Here is a 19,823-nt window from a genome sequence, read left to right as displayed (position 1 = left end):
CGTCGATGGAAAAGCCCTTGCCTCCAACGCCGTATTCACGCTTCACAAACTCCGCGGATTCCTCCGTCGTCGGGTCGGTCATAAAGTTATAAATCAGCCGGAGCTGGCTTCTGTCCCGATTGCCGCCACTGCGTAATACTTCGTCCACCACGGCTGCGGGAATGCCAATCTCCCCCGCATACAGCGCCGCCTGCCGTTCCTCAATGACGCGGCGCTGTCTCTCCACCGTCGGCAATTCGGGCAAAGATAAAGCAGAGGCGATTTCTTCCTCTGCTTCACTCAAATCCTGTTCGGTTGTCTCAGGAATCAGTTGTACACCAATTCCGTCAGTATGGTCTCCTCGGCCATCGCCTGCAGGCTGTTCATGTGCGCCGTCCATGCCAGTTGATCCTTCTCCTTGTCCGGGGCCGGGTACTGTTTCAGCAGCCCCGCCATCAGCACGTCCATCCGATCCTCGGCGGCCTTCTCGATCTCCAGCAGGTGCCGGTTCAGTTTGCCTGTCAACAGCATACTCTGATACCAGTTCTGCTTGTTCTCCTTCAGATACGTCCTGCGCAGCATCCCGTACTTGCCCAGTTGCACCGGCTCCTCCTGTACGGCCAGGTTCGGAAACAGATACTCTCCCTTGCGATGATACGTCAGTTCCATGCTCATATCCTCCTTCAGTTGGTTGTGTTTGTGGCTCTTCGCTTTCGCGCTTTAATGCGCTAAATCTTTCATTTACAGTATACAAGCTGTCCACGGATTTTTCAAGCTGCTGCGCCAAATTTTCCTGTTCGATCCGGCGCATCTCCCGGCCAATATCCCGCAGAACCGGCTCGGAGAGGCTGCTGGTGGCGTTTCCCAGAAAGGTCAGAACCGAAAGCCGGTTGAAATCCGTCACCGGGATAAAGTCGGATTCCTCCAGTTCCTCCATCGGGTCAAGACCGCAGCGGCGGCAGAGCGTATAGTAGATGCTGTATTCCAGCATATTGCGGAATTCAACCCGGATGTTATCTTCATCCAGTTCCTCGAGGAATGTGCCGCCTTTTTCATAGACCAGTCCTTCCATCGCTTCTTCGAGATTTTCCTCACTCACCTGCCTGGCAATCGCCATCAGGGCCAGCGGCAGGGTATCTGCCGATTCGTCCAGGCCATAGGCGTCTGCCAGGTGGGAAAGAATGGCGGCCTGGTGCGTCTCCCGCATTTCCCACAGGTAGGGGTCTCTTGCCCCTTTGACCGGGTGTGTATCGGAAACGTCAAAGACATACCGAAGCCGAAGCCTTGGACCGGTATCGTCCAACAGCGCAATGCCCTTGGCGCCGCGGTTGACCCAGCGGTTCATCTTGCTGTTCCACAGCTCCAACTCCGCACAGGCGGTTGCACCGGGGCGCTGGGCGTGGATCAGGAGATTTTCCTGGAACGAGTAACGGTACAGCCTTGCGGCGGTATCCAGATACCCCATCCAGTCGCGGGGCGACCGGCTGACTTCCTGGGCGTGGGATTCAGCCAACGCCTGAATGGATTGTATTTGTGCCATAGTTGCCTCCTGTCTTATGCAAAAAAGAAATCCCGGCAGGCCATCCTACCGCCCACCGGGAGTATGCAAGGTTACTTCTTTTGGCCCGCCGCTTTTCCTTTCTTGCTGGAGTAGGGTTTCGGGAACGAAAGAGAAAATGCGGGCCGGCCGTTTTCCATCTGCATGACCAGATCAGCGGCGAAGGTAGCATTTTTCTTGGCCGAATAGAGGTCAGTGACATGGGTTTTGCCGGTTTTCAGCAGATCGGCCGCCATCTTTTTGTCGATGGTCTTTTTCATGTTGGCGAGGAAACGATTCTCCTTCCAGAGCGCAAAGCGGCAGGATTTGTCGGAGCAGTAGAAGTTTTTCACGCTCTCATACACCGGCTTGCCGCAGAGTGGGCAGTTGCCAACACTGACCCGCGCATCAAACCGCTGGCGTTCCGCTTCCGGGATGGCGTCGCATCCCTCCAGCACCTTTGACACCAGTTTACAGATGTCGTGCAAGAAAGCGTCCGCCGACATTTTCCCCCGCTCAACACCCAGTAGGCGGTTCTCCCACTCGGCTGTCAGCGCCGCCGATTTCAGATAGTCCGGGATCACGGCGATCATCTCCATGCCGTCTTTAGTGGGAACGATCTGTTTGCCTTTCCGGGCTGCGTAGCCGGAATGTACCAGCTTTTCGATGATGTTGGCCCGCGTAGCAGGCGTACCCAGACCCTTCTTCTCGGTGTCGGCGTCAAACTCTTTGTTGCCGGCTGTCTCCATAGCCGAGAGCAGAGTATCTTCGGTGTATGCCTTGGGCGGAGAGGTGAAGTGCCGGCTCTTACCGGCCTGTACCGATGCAAGTTCCATACCCTCGGTCAGAGAAGCGGGAATTTTCGCGTTCTCTTTATTTTCCCCTACCTTATTATAATAGGTACGGAACGCATCCTCGATGGCCTGATACCCAGGCTCCAACACAATCTTGCCTTTGGCCTTAAACGTAGTTTCCGCACACAGCACTTCGACATCCGTCTCCTCATAGATGCAGTCGGGTAAAACTGCCTGGGCGAGCCGCTGGCACACCAGATAGAAGATATTTTTCTGTTTTTCGGCCAGTTGGGAAAGGTCAGCCCGTACCGCCTCCTGGGTCGGCAAAATCGCGTGGTGGTCGGTCACCTTGGCATTGTCCACCAGACAGCTGACTCGCGCCCCGTCAGGTGCATTGGAGAGAAAGGGCAAAACTTCCGGCAGATCAGCAAGCAGCGTCTGAACTGTACTTGCCATATCCTCCGTGATATACTGGCTGTCTGTCCGGGGGTAGGTCACGAGTTTACCCTCATACAGTTCCTGAAGGGCGTCCAGCGTTTCCTGGGCCGTGTAGCCAAAATAGCGGTTTGCCTCCCTTTGCAGGGTGGTCAGGTCATAGAGCCGGGGCGGTTTGGCTGTTTTCTTTGTTTTCTCCAGTTTGGTCACAGTGGCCGGTTTGCCCTGGCAGATCTGTACAAGGTTTTCTGCATCGGCTTCTTCCTTGATTATGTCCGAAGCGACCGTCAGCCCGTCACTGCTCAGCGATACCTTATAATAGGGTTCCCGCAAAAAACCGTCGATTTTATGCTGGCGTTCCACCAGCATAGCCAGGGTCGGAGTCTGCACCCGCCCGATCACCAGCCGCTTAAAGTATTTGGTGGTATAGGCCCGTGTGGCGTTCATTCCCACCAGCCAATCGGCGCGGACGCGGCACTCCGCCGCCTGGAAGAGATTGTCATAAGCCCTACTGTCCTTCAGGTGTGCAAACCCTTCCCGGATGGCTGCATCCTCCATGCTGGAAATCCAAAGCCGTTTGACAGGGGCTTTACTCCCCGCCAGGGTATATACCCTGCGGAAGATGGATTCACCTTCGCGTCCGGCATCGCAGGCATTGATGATGTATTCAAGATCAGGCCGGTTCATCAGGATGGAAAGCACCTCAAATTGCTCTTTTTTCGCTTCTGCTACCGCAAGCTGCCAATGATCCGGGAAGATGGGCAAATCTTCATAGTGCCAACGCTCATACTTTTTGTCATAGACCTGGGGTTCCACATATTCTGCCAGGTGGCCCAGGCACCAACTGACCAGATACCCGTTGCCCTCAAAATAGCCCTTTTTACGGTTGGCCGCGCCGATCACTTTGGACAGGCTGCCCGATACACTGGGCTTTTCCGCGATCACTAAAATCATAGTCTCATCCTCCTAAAATGGAAGGAGGGCAGCCCAAAAGCGGGCCGCCCTCCAGGTGTTTACGCTGTGTTCACGCTTATATATTACTGGGTTTCATCCGAACCGGCATCCTCATCGGTGTCTGCCGGTTCATCCTCGTTGACGGTTTCCAGGCCGTCGCTGATCTCCATATTCTCGCTTTCGGAATTGTCCTGCTCGTGCTGGGGTTTATAAATCTTAAAGTAGAAATATGCCCCCACACCGGCCACGGCGGTCAGCATGATAACGATGAGAAAAACCGGCATCCCATTGGACGCGGGTTCTTCCACTTCTTCCGGCTCCTCTGTCGGGACCGGTTCCGGCGTGGGCACAGGTTCCTCCAGCACCACGCCGGCCTGCGCGGGTTCTTCCTGTTCACTTTCTTCAATGAAATCCTGAAGGTCAAGCTCGTCGATCATCGAGAGCATATACACATTTTCTGTATTTTGGCTGCGATCAATGACCAGGAAGAATGTATTGCCGTTGGCCGTTGTCACGGTCAGAAAATCCTTGGTGTGATCATCGGTAATATCGTCCAGGATTTCCCCGTTGCCGGGGATCGAAAACGGGGTGCCCTCCGGCGTCGTTTCCTCGATCACCGGCTCCGGGGTTGCTTCCGGCGTGGGGGTCGGTTCCGGCTCCGCATAGGCAAACGCCGTCACCGGGAAAAGCGTCAGCGCCATACACAGGGTGGTCAGCAGCGTCAGCAGTTTCATCTTTTTCATGGTTTCATTCCTCACTTTCTAACGCCTCATCCGGCGTCTGGTTGTCAAGGCCGGTGTCTTCTTCATCGAAATCCGGCAAGGTTTCAGGTGTATCGTCCTCATTCAGCGCACCGGAATTGCCCGCAGGTTCCACCGGCCGCAGCTCCACCGTGCCGTTCTGAATGCTGTCCAGAAGGCGGAGCAAATCCCAGCCCTTCACATTCATGCTGCGGATGCTGCGGACAATCTCGGCGTCCTCGTCCGCCTTCTGGGACTGGCGCACCGCCTCCAGGTGCGCTTTCAGTTCCGCCATTTTCTTTTCCGTTTTCTCAATATCCTCGAGATAACGGCTCAATTTTTTGCTCATATCATCGTCACTCCTTTACTCATTGAATTCTGCCGTAGGCAAGGAAATGGCTCTGCCAGTAGGAAGTTTGAACGCTTGTGTACTGCACCGGATCTCCACAATGAATCATCATCCCGTTGCCCACATAGATGCCCACATGGGATGCGCCGGTTGTGTTGTAGGTGCCCTGGAAAAAGATCAGGTCGCCCGGTTTTGCCTCCTCTGGCGAGACATACGCACAGTAGGAGCGCAGGCCATTGGCCGTTGTCCGCCCCACATTCCAGCCATTCCCACAGTTATTGATGACCCAGCAGACAAAGCCGCTGCAATCAAAACTGGTGGAGGGCGAACTGCCGCCCCAAACATACGGGTAGCCAAGATACTTTTCCGCTTCAGCAATCATCCGCGCAAATCTCTCATCCGTCAGGGCTTCTGCCGGGATTTCATAGCCGAACCCGCCTTCGTCTCCCGTATAGGTTGGCAGTGTGGCCGTATCGAACAGATAATTTCTGTTGCCATAGGTCGCATTATATAAGGTATAGCGGCCGGACTGGTCGCTGTCCATATTGCCGCGGGCGACGGCATCAAACCCGTGGTTGATCAGGGTAATGTTTAAAATGCGGTATTCATACTCCTCCTCTGTCTCTTCCCCCGTCTCTGGGTCAGTTACGGTGCGGGTGCGGATTTCAATGACCTCATCGACAATCAGCTCATATTGCTGGGTGAACAGGCTCTCCACCTCACCGGCCACCTGGGCATAGGTAAATTCCTCATACTTGGCCGTCAGATAGGAAATCAGTTGATACGGGTTGTGCGAGATTTCATCAATCTGATAGTTGTACTCATCGTAACCGGGATGGGTCGATTCCATATTGTTGATCTGCTCGTTGAGTTCTTCTTCCAGAGCCAAATACGCATTTTCAGCGGCATAGATGTCCGCATCCTGGCTGGGATAGGTGGAAGAAATGAACGTGTTCTGCGTCCCCTGCATCATCGCGGTACAACTGGACAGGATGGCACCGAAGATCAGCACGAATAGCGCAATGACACCGGCCCCAATAAAAATGCCTTTGTTTTTGCGGAAGAAGGTCTGAATGGTCGCCTTGGCCTTACTGCCCGCTGCCTGCGTAGCTTTTACGGCAGCACCGGCCGCCGTTTTGCCATTTCTGGCGGCGGCGTAGGCTTCCTTATACCGTTTTTTCTGCCAAAAGCGGTTCAGGATGGATGTCTTGTCTTGTGCCTCCTTCGCCGCAGTCTTTGCCGCGGCTGTCTGCGCCGCCTTTTCGCCGGTGGCAGCCGCCGAATCCGTAGGGGTAAAATGCAGCCGTTTTTCCTTCCTGGCAGAGTTAATTTCTTTGTGTCGTTTTGACTTTTGATCCTTACGGTGTTGACTGACCCGGCTCACCACCTTATGGATACCGCTCTCCCCAAGAATCTCGGCTTTGTGTGCGCCCTCCACCGCGCTGTTTTCCCGTTCAACACTGTGAACTTTGGTGTGGGCGTAGCCAGCCACCGCACCGGCGGCAGCAGAAGCAGCCTTGCGGCCAATGCCCATGCCAGCACCGCGAACCATCCCGTTTTCCTCATCATCAAAGGATAAACGGCTGGACTTTTTCTTGACTGACCCTGGCGCTTCCTGGGATTCAGACTGGTTTGTCCGCTTTCCTCTTTGCGAGTTTGGGTGTTCCCGATTGCCCCCGTCCCTTTTTACCTTTTGCTGGCTAGTATCTTCATTGGGAGACGAATCTGAAGCATCACGATTTGGTGCGCCATACTTTTGCTGGGATTCCCGGGTAACGCGCTGTCCTTTTGCCTTTGGCCTGAAATCCCCGCCGACATCGGCACCGGGTTCATCTGTCAGATGGTGGGTATCCTGGTGAACTGCAGCTTTATACGGGTTTTCATCAACACGGTGCTTGGGTTTGGACGCATCGTCTGGCGTTGCACTGTCCGGCGGTGGAATATCCGCAGTTTGTGCAGCACCATCAGATTCAGCAGCCTTTGTTTCCGGCTCATGGGTAGCTTGGGTTGTGGAATTTTCTGCGTCCTGCACTTTGGGGGACGATTCCTCACCCGCATTGGAGGGATTGTCCTGAGCAGGCTTGACATCATCCTCGACGTCATCCTGCTTTACACCCTCATCATGGTATTTGCGGTATCCATCCTGTACCTGCTTTTTCCTGCGATTGTGCCGCATTTCAGCCGCCGTCTGCAAAGCAGCCCGGCCTGTGGAACTCCCCCGAACCTCTGCCATTCTGGCAGAATGTTCTGTTAGCCGACCCGCATGATTGCCTTGGCCCAGATCGGACTGGTCAATTGGTTCATTGCCATCCGGCTCCTGCGCATCCTGACTGTAAACCGCCTTGGGTTGTTCGGTATCAACACCTTGTACAGCGGGAATGGCAATAGGGGTAACTGCCTGATTTTGTACCGTTTCCGCTTCTATCTGCATGAAGCCATCTGGCACTTGAGTTTGCTGCATCTGCGATGGGGGCAGGGCGGTACGATCGGCATTTTCAGCGCCCACTGTTATGCCGCCATCAATCGCTGAATGCGGTTGACCTGCATCAACTCTGAATGGAGCAGAATCCCTTTTTGTAGAATTGGTTGCGTTCTGCTTCCTTCCAGCGGTTTCCACCGCAGCATTTGCGGTGCCTTCACGATAAAGCTGGGCGCGGGCGTGATTTACAGACGTTGGCTGGTCATCTCGTCCGAGGATTTCATGAGTTGAACGCCCAAAGTCATCACCCGGGGGCTCTGGAGACAAACGCGCCTCATTCTGAACCGCGTCCACTACAGGCTGACCGGTATCTTGCCGCATTTGATATGTGGTGCCACCCGGCTGTGCGTAACCCGCTTCATCCTGGGTATACGGATGAGATGGCTGCTTTTTGTCTTGCTGGGCGTGGGTCTGCCCACTGTCCAGCATGGGCCTTACTGGGGCATTTGCGACATCCCGCACAAGTGGGGCATCTTGTGTGCGGCTGCTGATCCGTTTGCGCTCGCCACTATGCAGGTTTTCTTCCGTTAAGCCGTCACGGGTCATTTTCTGGACACGCTTATCTTGCGCTTCATAGCGTTTTCCTGGCATTATTTCTCACCTCCTCGCCGCCGGCTTCCTCTTACGCTTCCGGCAGCGAATACCGCTGCCATTTTTCCAGGATTGCAGCCGCTTCCCGAAGCAGTTCACCGCCCTGGTTCAGCGCCAGTTTCTGGCATACCCGTCTGTCGGCAAGGGAAACCAGAACGCTGTACAGTCCATCCGCCAGAGACGCCATGCAGAGCAGATCGTCCACCATCTGACCGAAAACTTCTTCGCCATCCCCCTCCAGTGTGGGGATCGGGATTTTTTCAGGCTGCCTTGCCTGTCCCGTATCGAACGGCTCGGTGCGATGTGCCGCTGCATACAGTTGAGCCAGGGCTTCTTCCAGCCGGGCGTCCGATTCATCATTGGACATACGGGCTGCGCGCACACAGGGCTTCCGGTTTTTATTGCCCGGCATGGGTCTCGGTTTTTTATTTTTGCTCATCGTGTAATAACCTCCTAAACTTTTTGAAAAAAGCCTCCCATCGGCCTGCGAATACAGGCTTCCGAGAGGCCGACAACTGATTTTTCCGCCCAATCTGTATTGGAACATTCCCATCAAGAAATACAGGCGGATTGTAAACAGGGTAATAGAGAAAACGAAAATCAACTCCATCACCCGGCACCTTACATTGGTATCCGTACTGACACCTCCTCTTTGGATTCGGCCATCTGCCTTGCGGCGACGTCCTCTGGACGGGTGGACATGATCGCATAGAGTTTGAGCGTCTTATCGAAGTGATCTTTGAACGGGATGATGGTATTGCCATAGAACAGAAGCCCCTCACCCGCACCGCTGTTGGTCACATAGGAGAGCTGGTACGGGCTGATATTCAACTGCTTGGCGAGAACCTGCCGGTCACCGGCCGCCTGGTTGAGCATCAGGATAAAATCGCTGTTTTCCATGATGTTCTCAATTTCTCGGCTGGCCAGCAAATCCTTGATGTTCTGCGTGATGCCGGTCGGAATCCCGCCCCATTTACGGAACCGCTTCCAGATCTCTACCGAATAGGCCGCCGTCTGCTCCTCCTTCAGCAAAAGGTGGAACTCGTCAATGTAATACCGCGTTGCTCTGTGCTCCGAACGGTTGATGGTGACACGGTTCCACACCTGGTCCTGAATAATGAGCATTCCCAGTTTTTTCAACTGCTTGCCCAGTTCCTTGATGTCATAGCAGACAATCCGGTTATCCAGCTTTACGTTGGTCTGGTGATTGAACACTTTCAGCGAGCCATTGACGTAGATTTCCAGCGCCGTGGCAATCCGCTGTGCCTGCGGCTCCTTCTGGCTGCGCAGGCAGGCATACAAATCACCAAGCACCGGCATATTCTCCGGCACCGGGTTCTCAAAGTATTTTTGGTACACCAGCGGCAGGCAGCGGTCAATGACCGATTTTTCCTCCGCCTCAATCCCATTGCGCGATCCCATAATTAGCTCGCACAGGGACAGGATGAAGTCGGACTTCACACCCAGCGGGTTATCGTCATCCGAATAATCCATGTTGATGTCCATCGGGTTGATGTAGTCGTGGCTGGTGGCAGAAATATGGATAACCTGTCCGCCCAACGCATGAACCAGCGGGAAATATTCTCCCTCCGGGTCTCCGATGATAATATCGTCCTTTGTCACAAAGAACGCATTGGTGATTTCCCGCTTTGCCGCGAAGGATTTGCCCGAACCGGGTGTGCCGAGAATCAGGCCGTTGGGGTTCTTCAGCTTTTTGCGATCCACCATGATGATGTTGTTGGACAAGGCGTTCAGGCCGTAGTAGAGCGATTCGCCGCCCATGAACAGTTCCTGGGTGGTGAACGGGACAAAAATGGCCGCGGCCGTGGTGGTCAGTGCCCGCCTGATCGGGATGTGGTTGAACCCCAGCGGCAGGCTGCTCATCAGGCCATCTTCCTGCATATAGTCCAGCCGGCGCAGCGCGCAGTTGTATTTCTGCGCAATGCCCGCCACCTGGAACACCGCGTTGTCCAGTTCCTGCCGGGTCTTGGCTGTATTCAAAAACAGCACCGTGACCAGGAACATCCGCTCATTGCGGGACTGAAGATCATCCAGCAGTTTCTTGGCGTCGCCGCCATAGGTAGCCAGGTCGGACGGAATAATTTCCATATCATACCCGGAGCGGACGGCTTTCTTCTGCTCCTCGATCTTCATGCGGTTGATGTCGGTCACTTTGCTCTTGATCAATTTGATCGCCTTCAACTGATCCAGGGATTGAACGTGCATGGTGACAATCAGGTTTTTGTCAACATCCAAAAACTCGGCCAGCATTTTGTCGGTCAGTTCCGGGGCCAGAATTTGAAGATAGGATACTGCGCCATAGGTATCGCCCATCATGAAATCCTTGCCGGATTTGAACAGGAAACTGGTCGGTGCAATGAAATCCTTTGTCCCCAGGCCGGTTTTCAAAACCTGGTCGTAGGTGAAGGTAAACGGCGTTTCGGTTTCCGGGTTCAACGTCTCATACAGGACTTTCAGACGTTCCACCCCATTCAGGGGATAGGCGGTCACGCCCAAGACCTTGAAGTTGTTCAGAATATCCGTCTCGATGCGCTCCAGTTTCGGCCTGGCCATTGCCAGGTTGTCCGCTTCAATGGAAAATGTGATATACTTAGATTTAAGCAGACCATTGTTTCCTTTTGCCAACTGGTTATGCAGCATCTGCGCGTATTCCATGCGCACATCATCGAAGGCGTCGTTCTGCGGTTCGATCTGGATGACCTTCTCATACTCCTTCATGCTGCTCTTCTGGTTGATAAAGGACAGTTGGAACTGGATGCTGCTGTCGAAGTAATTGAGGAAATCACACCAGTTTTCAAAAATGGCGCTCTTATCGTCATTCTGGGCCAACTGGTAGTTGATGTCGTAAAAGCGGATGGTCTTGGAGTAGATATGGTCGGCCATACGGCAGATACCGTCCTTGCCCATTTCCTTATAGGCAATGGAATCCTGGACGGAAATCCGCTTTGCCTTGCCTTTCAGCGGAAACCGGGCGCTTTTTGCATCTGCCCTTACCGGTTTAGCGGGGCGGGACTTTTTCTTTTTTACCACGGTGCAGCCCTCCTTTCGTTTGCGGCTTGTTCTCCGGCACCTTGTACGGATAGGCCGCCTCCTCATACAGATTGGCTGTCTCATACTGGCGGATGGCCGGACGCTGGAACCGAACCCGGATGTAGTTCTGGAGAATCTTTTCCATGTGCATCCCGTCTTTTTCATACATGGCAAAGAGAAATTCCGGCAGCATGAGCAGCACCATCCCGGTGGCCGCGCCGCTGGTTCCGATGGTGTCCCGCGTCAGGAAATAAAACGGCAGCCCCAGCGCAGCACCAATCACAATGCAGATGATCTGGCGCAGCGTCAGGTTAAAGGCCACCTTATTTTTGACCCTTGCCAGGTCTTTGGGGACTGTTACATAGGCCATAATCAATTGGGGTAACAGCGGGCGTTTTTTGCCGGGAATGAGCCGCCCCTGTAACCCGCTCCTTTCCTTTGAGTTTTTCCCGTCTAGTGGGTGTTGAAAATTTGCTTACTTAACGATCCGGTTTTCAGAAGGCTGAAACACAGGATGATGGTATAGGCCGCAACCCCAAACAGGGCCGAGTGAACATTGTCGGTCAGCTCAATGGAGGCGACCAGCGCGGCATAGATACCCACGCAGACCATCATCAGGAACGCTTGAAACGCCAGGGCGAAAAGCCCCCGGAAATAATTGGTTCCCATCTGTCCCCATTCCCGGTTGGACATGGTGGCAAATGGAATGGGTGCAACCGAAGTGTAAAGGTAAATCTCGATCATACGCCCGAACATGATCACCATGATGAGGACGGACATGACCTTCATACAGAAGCTGAGGATAAAGGTTTCCAGCATCAAGACAAATAGTTCGCCCAGTTCCATCGATTCCATCGTGGTGCTGATGGTGGATGTAAAGGACGATATATCAATGGCCGTGCTGCCGCTGATTGTCCCCGCGGCGCTGTTGACCACGCTTTGTCCCACATCAAAGACTGCCATCGTGATTGTCCAGGTATTGCTGACCAGAAACACCGCGACCCACATTTTGAAGAAATACTTGAAAAACATCCAGGTATCCACATCGTGCAGGTTGTTCCGTTCCGTCAGCATGGAAATCAATTCATAGCACAGGACCATCGTAATGATGATCCCGGCTATGGGTACGATCACCGAATTGGACAGGCTTTGTACCATGTTGTATATGCTGCTGTTCCACCCTTGTGGTGTCATTCCCACCTGCGTGGCAATTTCGCCGGTCTTTTCATTGACATCGGTGAACATGGTGGTCAGGTTGGAAGTCACCATACCCGTCAGGAGATCCCGCATCCATTCTTCGATTGCATCAAAAATGCTATCGAACATGGACTGTCCCCCTTACATCATCAGAACAGGCTGCCCAGAAGCGGGATCAACTGGGTGCCGATGAGAATCACGCCACCGCCGGCCATGAGTTGTTTCATACCCTGGCTTTTTGCACCAGGGTTGTCGTTTCCGTAACCTTCCATCAGGTTGATAACGCCCCACACGCCGAGGCCGGCACCGATGGCGACCACCAGGGTCTGGAGAATCGTAACAGCAGAGCTAAAGAATTCCATAATTTGTTTATCGGAACATAAGGTCGGGGATGAGATCTTCAGTTATTCATCGCACAAAACCAGCATTTCCGCTTGTTTGCCAAGCGGCCCCGCGTTCCGATTTCCCCTTTCTTTGTTTTTTATTGGTGGTGTTCTGGTTTTGTGTTTGCAGAGTATGCAGGCGGTGCCCGCGCCGGATAGATAGTAGTCATATCTTCCTCCCGCTCAAAAGAAAAGACCGCCTGGTAAGCAGACGGTCAGATGGATGAAGATTTTTCAGTTGTCGGCAAACCGGGTGAGATTGCGAAAAGCCGCAAGTTCCCGGTCAGGTTTCATACAGCAGGGACAGCCAGGGATTCTTTCATACTGCGCTGGCAACAGTCCTGCCGATTGCAGGCGCGTTATGATCTGCCTCTCCGAGGCTGCCCCCAGCATACGAATCCGGCACAAACCGGCTTCGTACTGGGACAGGATCACCAGATCGCGGATTGCGTGAACGCTGGCGCGGTCCAGTGTGTGCAAAACCTTGACAGGCAAATCCAATGCGCCGGCTTCCAGCCGATAGAGATGGACTCCTTCCATGCTCAAATGCTGGCAATAAAGCCGTTCCGCCTGTGCGGCCTGCTCTGTGAGGGCGTTTGTCCTGGCCGCAAAGCCGTCTGCCACATAGAGAAGCAGTTCCTTCACCTGGCATTTCTTGACCGCATGGCGAATAATCTGCCGGATGCGGTTCTCGTTGACATGGTGTTGGTCAGCCAGCGCTTTCATGGAAGCGCCTTCGCGGTAATGCTTGTCCAGGACAAAGCGTTCCCGCTCGGTGAGCTGATCCAGCAGATTGGCCAACCCTGCCTGCTGGTCTGCGATAAGCGTGGCATAATCCATCGCTGTGCCGCAGATTTCATTTAATCTGATTGCCGATAACAAATTTACCGGATACGGACGTTTCATCGCGAAGTTCCTCCTTTTCACTGCCGTCAACCGGCAGAATCCAGATCAGTCTGTGTCACCTCCACGTCAAAGACTTCAAATTCTTCCTCCACGCCCATCCGCAGCGTGTGTTTCAGATACTGTTCCACGTCAAAGGCGTTTTTCTTGTCATAATCGGACAATTCCCTGTATCGTTTATGCTGTGTGATGTCGTACTTATTGCTCAGGAAAGGCCGGACGCCGCGCAGTTGCAGGATGCACTTGTTTCCATCCATAACCGAAAGTTCATCTCGACTCATCAGCTCTTTCCCGGTTTTTTGATAATTCATGCCATACGACTGGCTCTGCCCGCGGGTATCCGATGTGTTGAGCAAATCTATGGTTTCCTTGCCCAGCGTCTCGCTGATTTCCTTCAGGGTCGAGCTTTCCTTGCCGCCCAAAAACAACATGGTGTCGCAGTTGCCGGTGATGGTTTCCGCGGCGTCCTTATAGATCGTCTTGAGCTGGCTCTGAGACTGCAAAATAATAGAAGCCGATATTTCACGGCTTCGGATGGTGGCAATCAACTTATCAAATTTCGGGATTGAGCCAATATTGGCAAACTCATCGAGCAGGAGCCGGACATGGTACGGAAGCCGGCCGCCGTGCTCATCATCCGCCTTATCACACAGAAGGTTGAAAAGCTGGGTGTACATGATGGCGACCACAAAATTGAAGGTATCGTCCGTATCGCTGATAATGACGAACATCGCTGTTCGTCGCTCCCCCAGCATATCCAGCTCCAATTCATCGTAGGACATCAGGTCACGCAGTTCCTGGATATCAAATGGGGCCAACCTGGCACCGCAGGAAATCAGGATGGATTTCGCCGTCTTGCCGGCAGCCAGTTTATATTTCTTATACTGCCTGACAGCAAAATGCTCCGGGTTGTCTGCCTCCAATTCCTCAAACAACTCATCTACAGCATTTTTGAACGATTCATCATCCTCACGGGTTTCAGACGCATTGATGAATTCCAGCAGCGTGGAGAAGTTCTGCTCCTCCTCCGGGGCCTCATACCAAATATAGCCGATGAGCGCCGTATACAGCAGCCGCTCTGCCTTGATCCAGAAATCCTCGGAAGATTTTTCACCCTCCCCCTTGGTGTTGGCAATGATGGTGTTGACCAGTTTGAGAATATCCTTCTCACTGCGGATATAGTGGAAGGGGTTATAGTGCATGGATTTACGGAAGTTGATGGTATTCAGGACTTTTACCACATACCCCTCATTGACCAGCATTTTCCCGCACTCGATGATGATGGTGCCTTTCGGGTCCGTGACCACATAGGACACGTTTTTCGGCATCTGCATCAAATTCGGCTTCACATAGAAGCGCGTCTTGCCAGAACCGGAACCACCGATCACAATCACGTTTTTGTTCCTGGCGTATTTCGGATTCTTCGGGCGGCTGCTCATGGTCAGTCGTTCCGTCTGGGTCAGGATGATGTTATTCTCAAACACTGGGTCAATGTACGGCTCAATGTCCTTCGGCCCGCCCCATCGGGCGGAGCCGTATTCCTCACCGGGACGGTATTTTTTGGCGTTTTTATGCCGGAAGTAAAGGATCGCATAAAATGCGGCTGCGGCGATCACGCCGGCTCCCATGTCCATCAGGTGGATACTGGGTAGCGGGTTTTGGAACGCCAGGCCAAAGTTCTGAAGCAGAACCATCAGCCGGGTAATAGCAGAATCCCCTGTACAGTGACGGTACAGCCATGCGCTTTTGTCGATCAGATAGAACACAATCGCAAATGGGATAAGTTTGGGAAGCAGCTTTTTGACCTGAACGCCCTGTAACTTTTCCCGGACAGCGGATGCCAGTTTCTGCCCCCAGGCGCTGCCCCCGGTCTGGTTGGAGGGTGCTTTTTTACGCGGCTTGCGAGCCGGCATAGCCCCCCGCCTGATTTTCCTGCTCATCGTTCCTGTCCCCTCTCTTTCTTGTGAGATTTTTCGCGTTCACGGTGCTTCGCGACGCGGTCTTTGGCAATCTGAAGTTTCTTGCGGATGGACATCTTCGGCTTTTTCTCCTTTTCTGCCGAGATGCCCGCATACTCCTTAAAGGCAGCGGTCATAACATCCACATCCCTGGCGCGGAAAAAGACCAAATACCGGGGCGGGGATGTGGAACTGTCTTTTTTCAGGCTGTAGTCAATGCCGTATTTTCGGGCCACGCGCTCAAAGGATTTGATATTGTTGTCCGTAATCTCAATGTTGGTAAGCTGACTTCCCTCCTTCATCATCTGTTTCAGGCTCTGCTTGCCCCGCCGGGTGACCGAGCTGCACCGTCTGATCGACGATTTCTGCTGATTCATTTCCGAAACCAGCTTTTTAAGCACCGCCTTCAGAACGCCCTCTGTCACCTTTGCCCCCTTGATACAAAGAGAGATGGTTTTTTCCGTGGTTTCCTCCTGCATTTGGTTTATCACCTCCTCGTTCCGGGAATTTTTCCTGTTTACCTGAATAAAAGCTGCAAACTCATGATATGACCTTGACTACTATTCCTCTTTTCTGCCGTAGAGATCATGGTTGACAAGGGCGCTGTAATAGCTGCTGATGGTAACCGGCGCATTGTACAGGGTAGCCAGTAAGTAGCGTTTGATGTTTTTGATCGCCGTGGTGTTTGATTTGAGACAATCTAAAACGTACTCAATATGGTCGCTGGTCAATTTCATCAGACGGCTTTTTACCACTTCAGCGGGCTTGTCCTCGCCGCAGACATGAAGATACTGTCGCTTGGAGCAGACCGTCTCCACAAGCAGCTCCAGAATTTCGTTGAGCACCTCTCCATCATATGGGTGGTTGGCCAACAGAACATCAAACTCCAACTGATCCAAAAAATAATCCCGATACTGTTTGTACTCATCCAATCCATCATATCCATCGTCGCTTTCCGGCGGATAGATAGGATTGATCTTGTTAAACTCAGTATTATTTATATTAGTCTTATTAGAATGTCGTTCTAACATATCTAGAGATGTCGTTTTAACACTTTTAGAAGTGTCATTTTGACACTTCTGGAAATGTCGGTTCTGGAGCAGTGTTGAAAAGTTCTTCACATAGATGCGCGTCGGTTTGCCCTGTCCCTGGCGTTTGCGCTCAATCAGGCCATATTCACTGTCCAGTTCATTGAGCAGCTTCACCGCCTTCTTGTTGCCGCAGTTCAAATCTTCCATAATGCTGTCCACCGTGTAGTAGATAAACACACGGTTTTCCTCATCCACCCAGCCATTCCTGGCCGAGAGGGCAAGCCTGTCCAGCATCAGGCCATACAGGAGTTTGGCTTCCAGGGAGATTTCGCACAACGCCGGCTCTGTAAAGAAAGCCTTCGGGATGCGGTAAAACGCAAACTGCTCTGCACCTGCGCCATAGAAATAGGGCAAATCCGGCAGTTTTCTTACGCGATCCATTTTATCGCCAAAATTCCATGTTACTCATAATCCTGGTCCTCCCTCTTTTTTCTGCCCTGCATGATCTGTTTCATCTGGCCGTCCGCCAGTGTCGCAGCGCGGACACAGCAAAACATGACCAACACCAGCAGCAGAACCGCCAGGCCGATCATCCATTTCACCATATCGTTCACATCCCTTCCTTTGATTTTGTGTCATGGCAGTTTCCGGCAAATGCTCCTGCCGGAATGACAACGGCACATTCATATGGCGGGGCCGGCAAAATGAACCTCCCCGCCACATGGTATCTACTGTTGTCAGTAGTTTACATTTGGGTGTTTGCCTGTGCTCATCCCAGACCCGTTCCTATCCCGATTCCCGCGACGTATTTTCCTGGCAAGACACGCAGAATGCATATTCAGTGCCAGGTATCTATCTGGGCAGGCTATTCAATTTTCAAGGTACTGTGAAGGGAGTGGCTTAATGCCTTTCCCTTCACTTCTCGGATTCTTTAATGGAGTTTTTCAAGCTATCTGCGTCAGATAAATTTGAAAACTTGCAAAAGAGCTTTTAGACGCCTATATCCGCTGCCAAATGAAAAAAAGCCGCCTGCAAGTGATGATTTCACTCACAGGCGGCAGGCTGGATAAAGGAATATCAGGCTTTCTGCATCCCGTACTTTTCACTGAGGTAGCTGGTCAGGCAGTCCTCAAGTGAGCATTCCCCGGCAAACGAACAGGTAACGGTAAAACCGTGATCCAAGTAGCGGTAGGGATTGCCGATCTGGCTGAGATAGGATTTGACCCGTTCCTCATAGGGCATGCCTAGATCGACCCGGATGCTGCTGATGTCCACCAGTTTTTCAGCATCCGCAGGCTTCATGTTGCTAGTCATCCTCCTCACCCCACTTCCTGGCACAGCGGTTATAGACCCCACGCGGGATGCCAACCGCATTGATTCCTTCTCTCCGGCGAACACGGGTAATGGCTTTCTTAATCATGTCGCTGACCGCCTGGTAGGAAACGCCAAGTTCGGACGCGATGTCCTTCGTGCCCCTTTGCTCGATAAAATAGAGGATGATTACATGCCGCTGCTTCGGCGTCATGTGACCCAGAAACTTCTTAACCTGCCTCACATTCTCCCGCTCGATCAGGTCAGTCAGACCGTCCCAGGTGAAATCACCCATATTGCTGCAACGGTCAGCATATAGGCCATCCAGCGAAATCTGATGGTAACGCTGTTTCCTCTCATAGTTGGCATTCAGGCGATCTTCTGCTTCCAGATACAGGCGGATATACCAGTTTTCGTTCTCAAAAACATCCTGGGCCACCGTTTCTTCATTCTCTGCCAATGCACCACAGTATGTATAGCCGCCACAGTCATGGAGCCGGAACACGGTTGATTCCCGGCCTCTGCGGCAAGCTACATACCCGTTCTGATAAACCGTGATCAGCATATCTGAAACCATCTCCCGGACAAGGATTCTTGCCTCGGATTCCTCCAACTGCCGGATGCCCGGCACAGCAGCCTTCTTGCTAGGTACATTCTCTACCATAGACTTCAGATTTTTCAGTGTAAGCATAAAAGACCATCCTTCCTGCCTTGCGGCACGGGCGGCCTGGTGCTTACGTTGATCGCAAACGAAGAAAGGCAGCAAGAATGATCTCAGGCGCGCCCGTTTTTTTTAACGGGAGCCTAAGAACTCCTCTTGCTGCCTTATACCAGCGATGCTTTCCTCTACATAAAGAGGCTCACTGTTTGTATTTGTAAACTAACTTGTCCGATGTTGCTCCAAGCGGAGCCTTAAATCATCATGGGAACCATCCCCTTTCATGCACCAGATATTTCGACTTACTTTTACAAGCTATTGTGAGCCAAACAGGTCAAGCTGGCTCTTTACAAAGATATTGTATCAATGGCACGAAAGGATTGCCTCAACCGATATGTCTAATTTGAAATTAGCGCTGGACATATATGTCTAATTTGAAGATAAAGATTTGACAGTCACGAAAAATGGCAACAAAAAAGAGCCATACCAAGAAATTGCTTCTAAGTGTGGCTCACGCAGTTTGTGTGGTATGCTGCTGACAAAATAGCAACATTTTCATATATTCTCTTACTTTCTCCTTGTTTTCGCTATCAAGCTGGGATAGCAATTCATTGAAATCGTCATCTGATAGATGCTGTAATGTCGGTGGCTGATATGCGCATGGTGGATCTAGCGAACCGCTGCAAGCGTTGCCTAGCCTATGTATGAGCCGTTCCGGCATCAATTGCTCTGGGGTTACCTTTAGCGCCTCCGCTATGTCGTACATTGTCTGGATACCCATTTCGACAATGCCCCGCTCATAGCGGGAGATAACGGTATTTGTACAGGTGCCGCCAACCTTTTCAGCCAGTTGTTCTTGTGTCAGACCGGCTTGTTTCCGCAGTTTCTTCATCTTTTTTCCTGTCTCTTCCAGATCAGGATTCTTTGTCTGTTTCAAATACCGTCACCTCCTTCCCGCCCTTGGAGGCTTTTCCAATAAACAAAAAGAGTCAAAACAAATAGGTAGTTTCTGCATTCATTTCTTTCTGCAACGAAACTTCTATAAGCCTTGGCTCTAAAATGATGTATAATGTTCATCAAAAAAGCAAAGGTTACACTAAAATAGGCATAATTCTACCATTGGTCGAAATACTCCAAAAATGCTTACATTCGCCCCAACAATAAAATCAAATACCGTACTCTATGTAACGATTGCTAGTATAAATTCTATTCTGTATTTTCTATTTTTTTAACTGTTTGTTCGGTTTCACTTCCCGTCTTGTAAATTTATCGCGTTTTACATGTGTGCATAACTGGTAAAATCTGATATAGCGAATGTGTCCTTCACATCATATTGAGGATGTGTGTATTTTTTATTATATCATATGCAAAAATCGGACGCTGAGCGACACCTGCACGGAGTTTTAGCGACACTTTCACGCTGTAAAGCGACATCTCAGGGAAATTCCTCTATAATGGTTACGCGCACCATCT

At 52.0% G+C, this 19,823-nt stretch carries 18 protein-coding genes; all 18 read right to left on the bottom strand.

The window, feature by feature from the left end; genetic code table 11:
* Window positions 1–306: 306 nt before the first annotated feature.
* Window positions 307–648, bottom strand: coding sequence for a TnpV protein (locus B5F27_RS07645; protein WP_242962124.1), 342 nt, complete (start codon window positions 646–648; stop codon window positions 307–309).
* Window positions 649–1,590: 942 nt separating this feature from the next.
* On the bottom strand, window positions 1,591–3,699 hold the full coding sequence (locus B5F27_RS07640; protein ID WP_087366037.1) for a DNA topoisomerase 3: 2,109 nt from the start codon (window positions 3,697–3,699) through the stop codon (window positions 1,591–1,593).
* Between the two features lie 83 nt (window positions 3,700–3,782).
* Complete coding sequence (locus B5F27_RS07635; protein WP_087366033.1) at window positions 3,783–4,442, bottom strand: DUF4366 domain-containing protein; 660 nt, start codon at window positions 4,440–4,442, stop codon at window positions 3,783–3,785.
* Between the two features lie 4 nt (window positions 4,443–4,446).
* Window positions 4,447–4,788 carry a DUF4315 family protein gene (locus B5F27_RS07630; RefSeq protein WP_087366030.1) on the bottom strand — a complete coding sequence of 114 codons (342 nt, stop codon included), beginning with the start codon at window positions 4,786–4,788 and terminating at the stop codon, window positions 4,447–4,449.
* Window positions 4,789–4,807: 19 nt separating this feature from the next.
* Window positions 4,808–7,858, bottom strand: coding sequence for an NlpC/P60 family protein (locus B5F27_RS07625; protein WP_087366027.1), 3,051 nt, complete (start codon window positions 7,856–7,858; stop codon window positions 4,808–4,810).
* Window positions 7,859–7,889: 31 nt separating this feature from the next.
* Window positions 7,890–8,468 carry a hypothetical protein gene (locus B5F27_RS07620; RefSeq protein WP_087366024.1) on the bottom strand — a complete coding sequence of 193 codons (579 nt, stop codon included), beginning with the start codon at window positions 8,466–8,468 and terminating at the stop codon, window positions 7,890–7,892.
* A gap of 11 nt (window positions 8,469–8,479) precedes the next feature.
* The gene (locus B5F27_RS07615) at window positions 8,480–10,975 is read right to left on the bottom strand and encodes a conjugal transfer protein TraE (protein ID WP_087366022.1); all 2,496 of its coding nucleotides are present in this window, start codon (window positions 10,973–10,975) and stop codon (window positions 8,480–8,482) included.
* A complete protein-coding gene (locus tag B5F27_RS07610; RefSeq protein WP_087366019.1) occupies window positions 10,878–11,279 on the bottom strand; it encodes a PrgI family protein in 402 nt (133 codons plus the stop codon). The genes B5F27_RS07615 and B5F27_RS07610 overlap by 98 nt, the downstream gene beginning before the upstream one ends.
* Before the next feature lie 83 nt (window positions 11,280–11,362).
* Complete coding sequence (locus tag B5F27_RS07605; RefSeq protein ID WP_087366016.1) at window positions 11,363–12,235, bottom strand: CD0415/CD1112 family protein; 873 nt, start codon at window positions 12,233–12,235, stop codon at window positions 11,363–11,365.
* Window positions 12,236–12,255: 20 nt separating this feature from the next.
* On the bottom strand, window positions 12,256–12,468 hold the full coding sequence (locus tag B5F27_RS07600) for a Maff2 family protein (protein ID WP_087366012.1): 213 nt from the start codon (window positions 12,466–12,468) through the stop codon (window positions 12,256–12,258).
* 255 nt (window positions 12,469–12,723) lie between these two features.
* Entirely contained in the window at window positions 12,724–13,395 is a 672-nt protein-coding gene (locus tag B5F27_RS07595) for a sigma factor-like helix-turn-helix DNA-binding protein (protein WP_087366009.1), read from the bottom strand.
* A 26-nt stretch (window positions 13,396–13,421) separates the two neighbouring features.
* Window positions 13,422–15,332 (bottom strand): type IV secretory system conjugative DNA transfer family protein, encoded by a 1,911-nt coding sequence (locus B5F27_RS07590; protein WP_242962123.1) that lies wholly within the window; start codon window positions 15,330–15,332, stop codon window positions 13,422–13,424.
* Window positions 15,329–15,829, bottom strand: a complete 501-nt coding sequence (locus B5F27_RS07585; protein ID WP_087366004.1) for a PcfB family protein — start codon at window positions 15,827–15,829, stop codon at window positions 15,329–15,331. The genes B5F27_RS07590 and B5F27_RS07585 overlap by 4 nt, the downstream gene beginning before the upstream one ends.
* 81 nt (window positions 15,830–15,910) lie before the next feature.
* A complete protein-coding gene (locus B5F27_RS07580) occupies window positions 15,911–16,822 on the bottom strand; it encodes a DUF6017 domain-containing protein (protein ID WP_087366001.1) in 912 nt (303 codons plus the stop codon).
* A 20-nt stretch (window positions 16,823–16,842) separates the two neighbouring features.
* The gene (locus B5F27_RS16785) at window positions 16,843–16,995 is read right to left on the bottom strand and encodes a hypothetical protein (protein ID WP_158098209.1); all 153 of its coding nucleotides are present in this window, start codon (window positions 16,993–16,995) and stop codon (window positions 16,843–16,845) included.
* A 463-nt stretch (window positions 16,996–17,458) separates the two neighbouring features.
* The gene (locus tag B5F27_RS07575; protein WP_087365998.1) at window positions 17,459–17,683 is read right to left on the bottom strand and encodes a DUF6870 family protein; all 225 of its coding nucleotides are present in this window, start codon (window positions 17,681–17,683) and stop codon (window positions 17,459–17,461) included.
* A gap of 4 nt (window positions 17,684–17,687) precedes the next feature.
* A complete protein-coding gene (locus B5F27_RS07570) occupies window positions 17,688–18,383 on the bottom strand; it encodes a sigma-70 family RNA polymerase sigma factor (RefSeq protein ID WP_087365995.1) in 696 nt (231 codons plus the stop codon).
* Between the two features lie 478 nt (window positions 18,384–18,861).
* A complete protein-coding gene (locus B5F27_RS07565; RefSeq protein ID WP_087365992.1) occupies window positions 18,862–19,287 on the bottom strand; it encodes a helix-turn-helix transcriptional regulator in 426 nt (141 codons plus the stop codon).
* Window positions 19,288–19,823: the final 536 nt, after the last annotated feature.

This window comes from Faecalibacterium sp. An192 (assembly GCF_002160175.1).
GTDB lineage: Bacteria > Bacillota > Clostridia > Oscillospirales > Ruminococcaceae > Faecalibacterium.
Note: the sequence above shows the minus strand (reverse complement) of the source record. Positions and strands in the feature narration are given on the sequence as shown.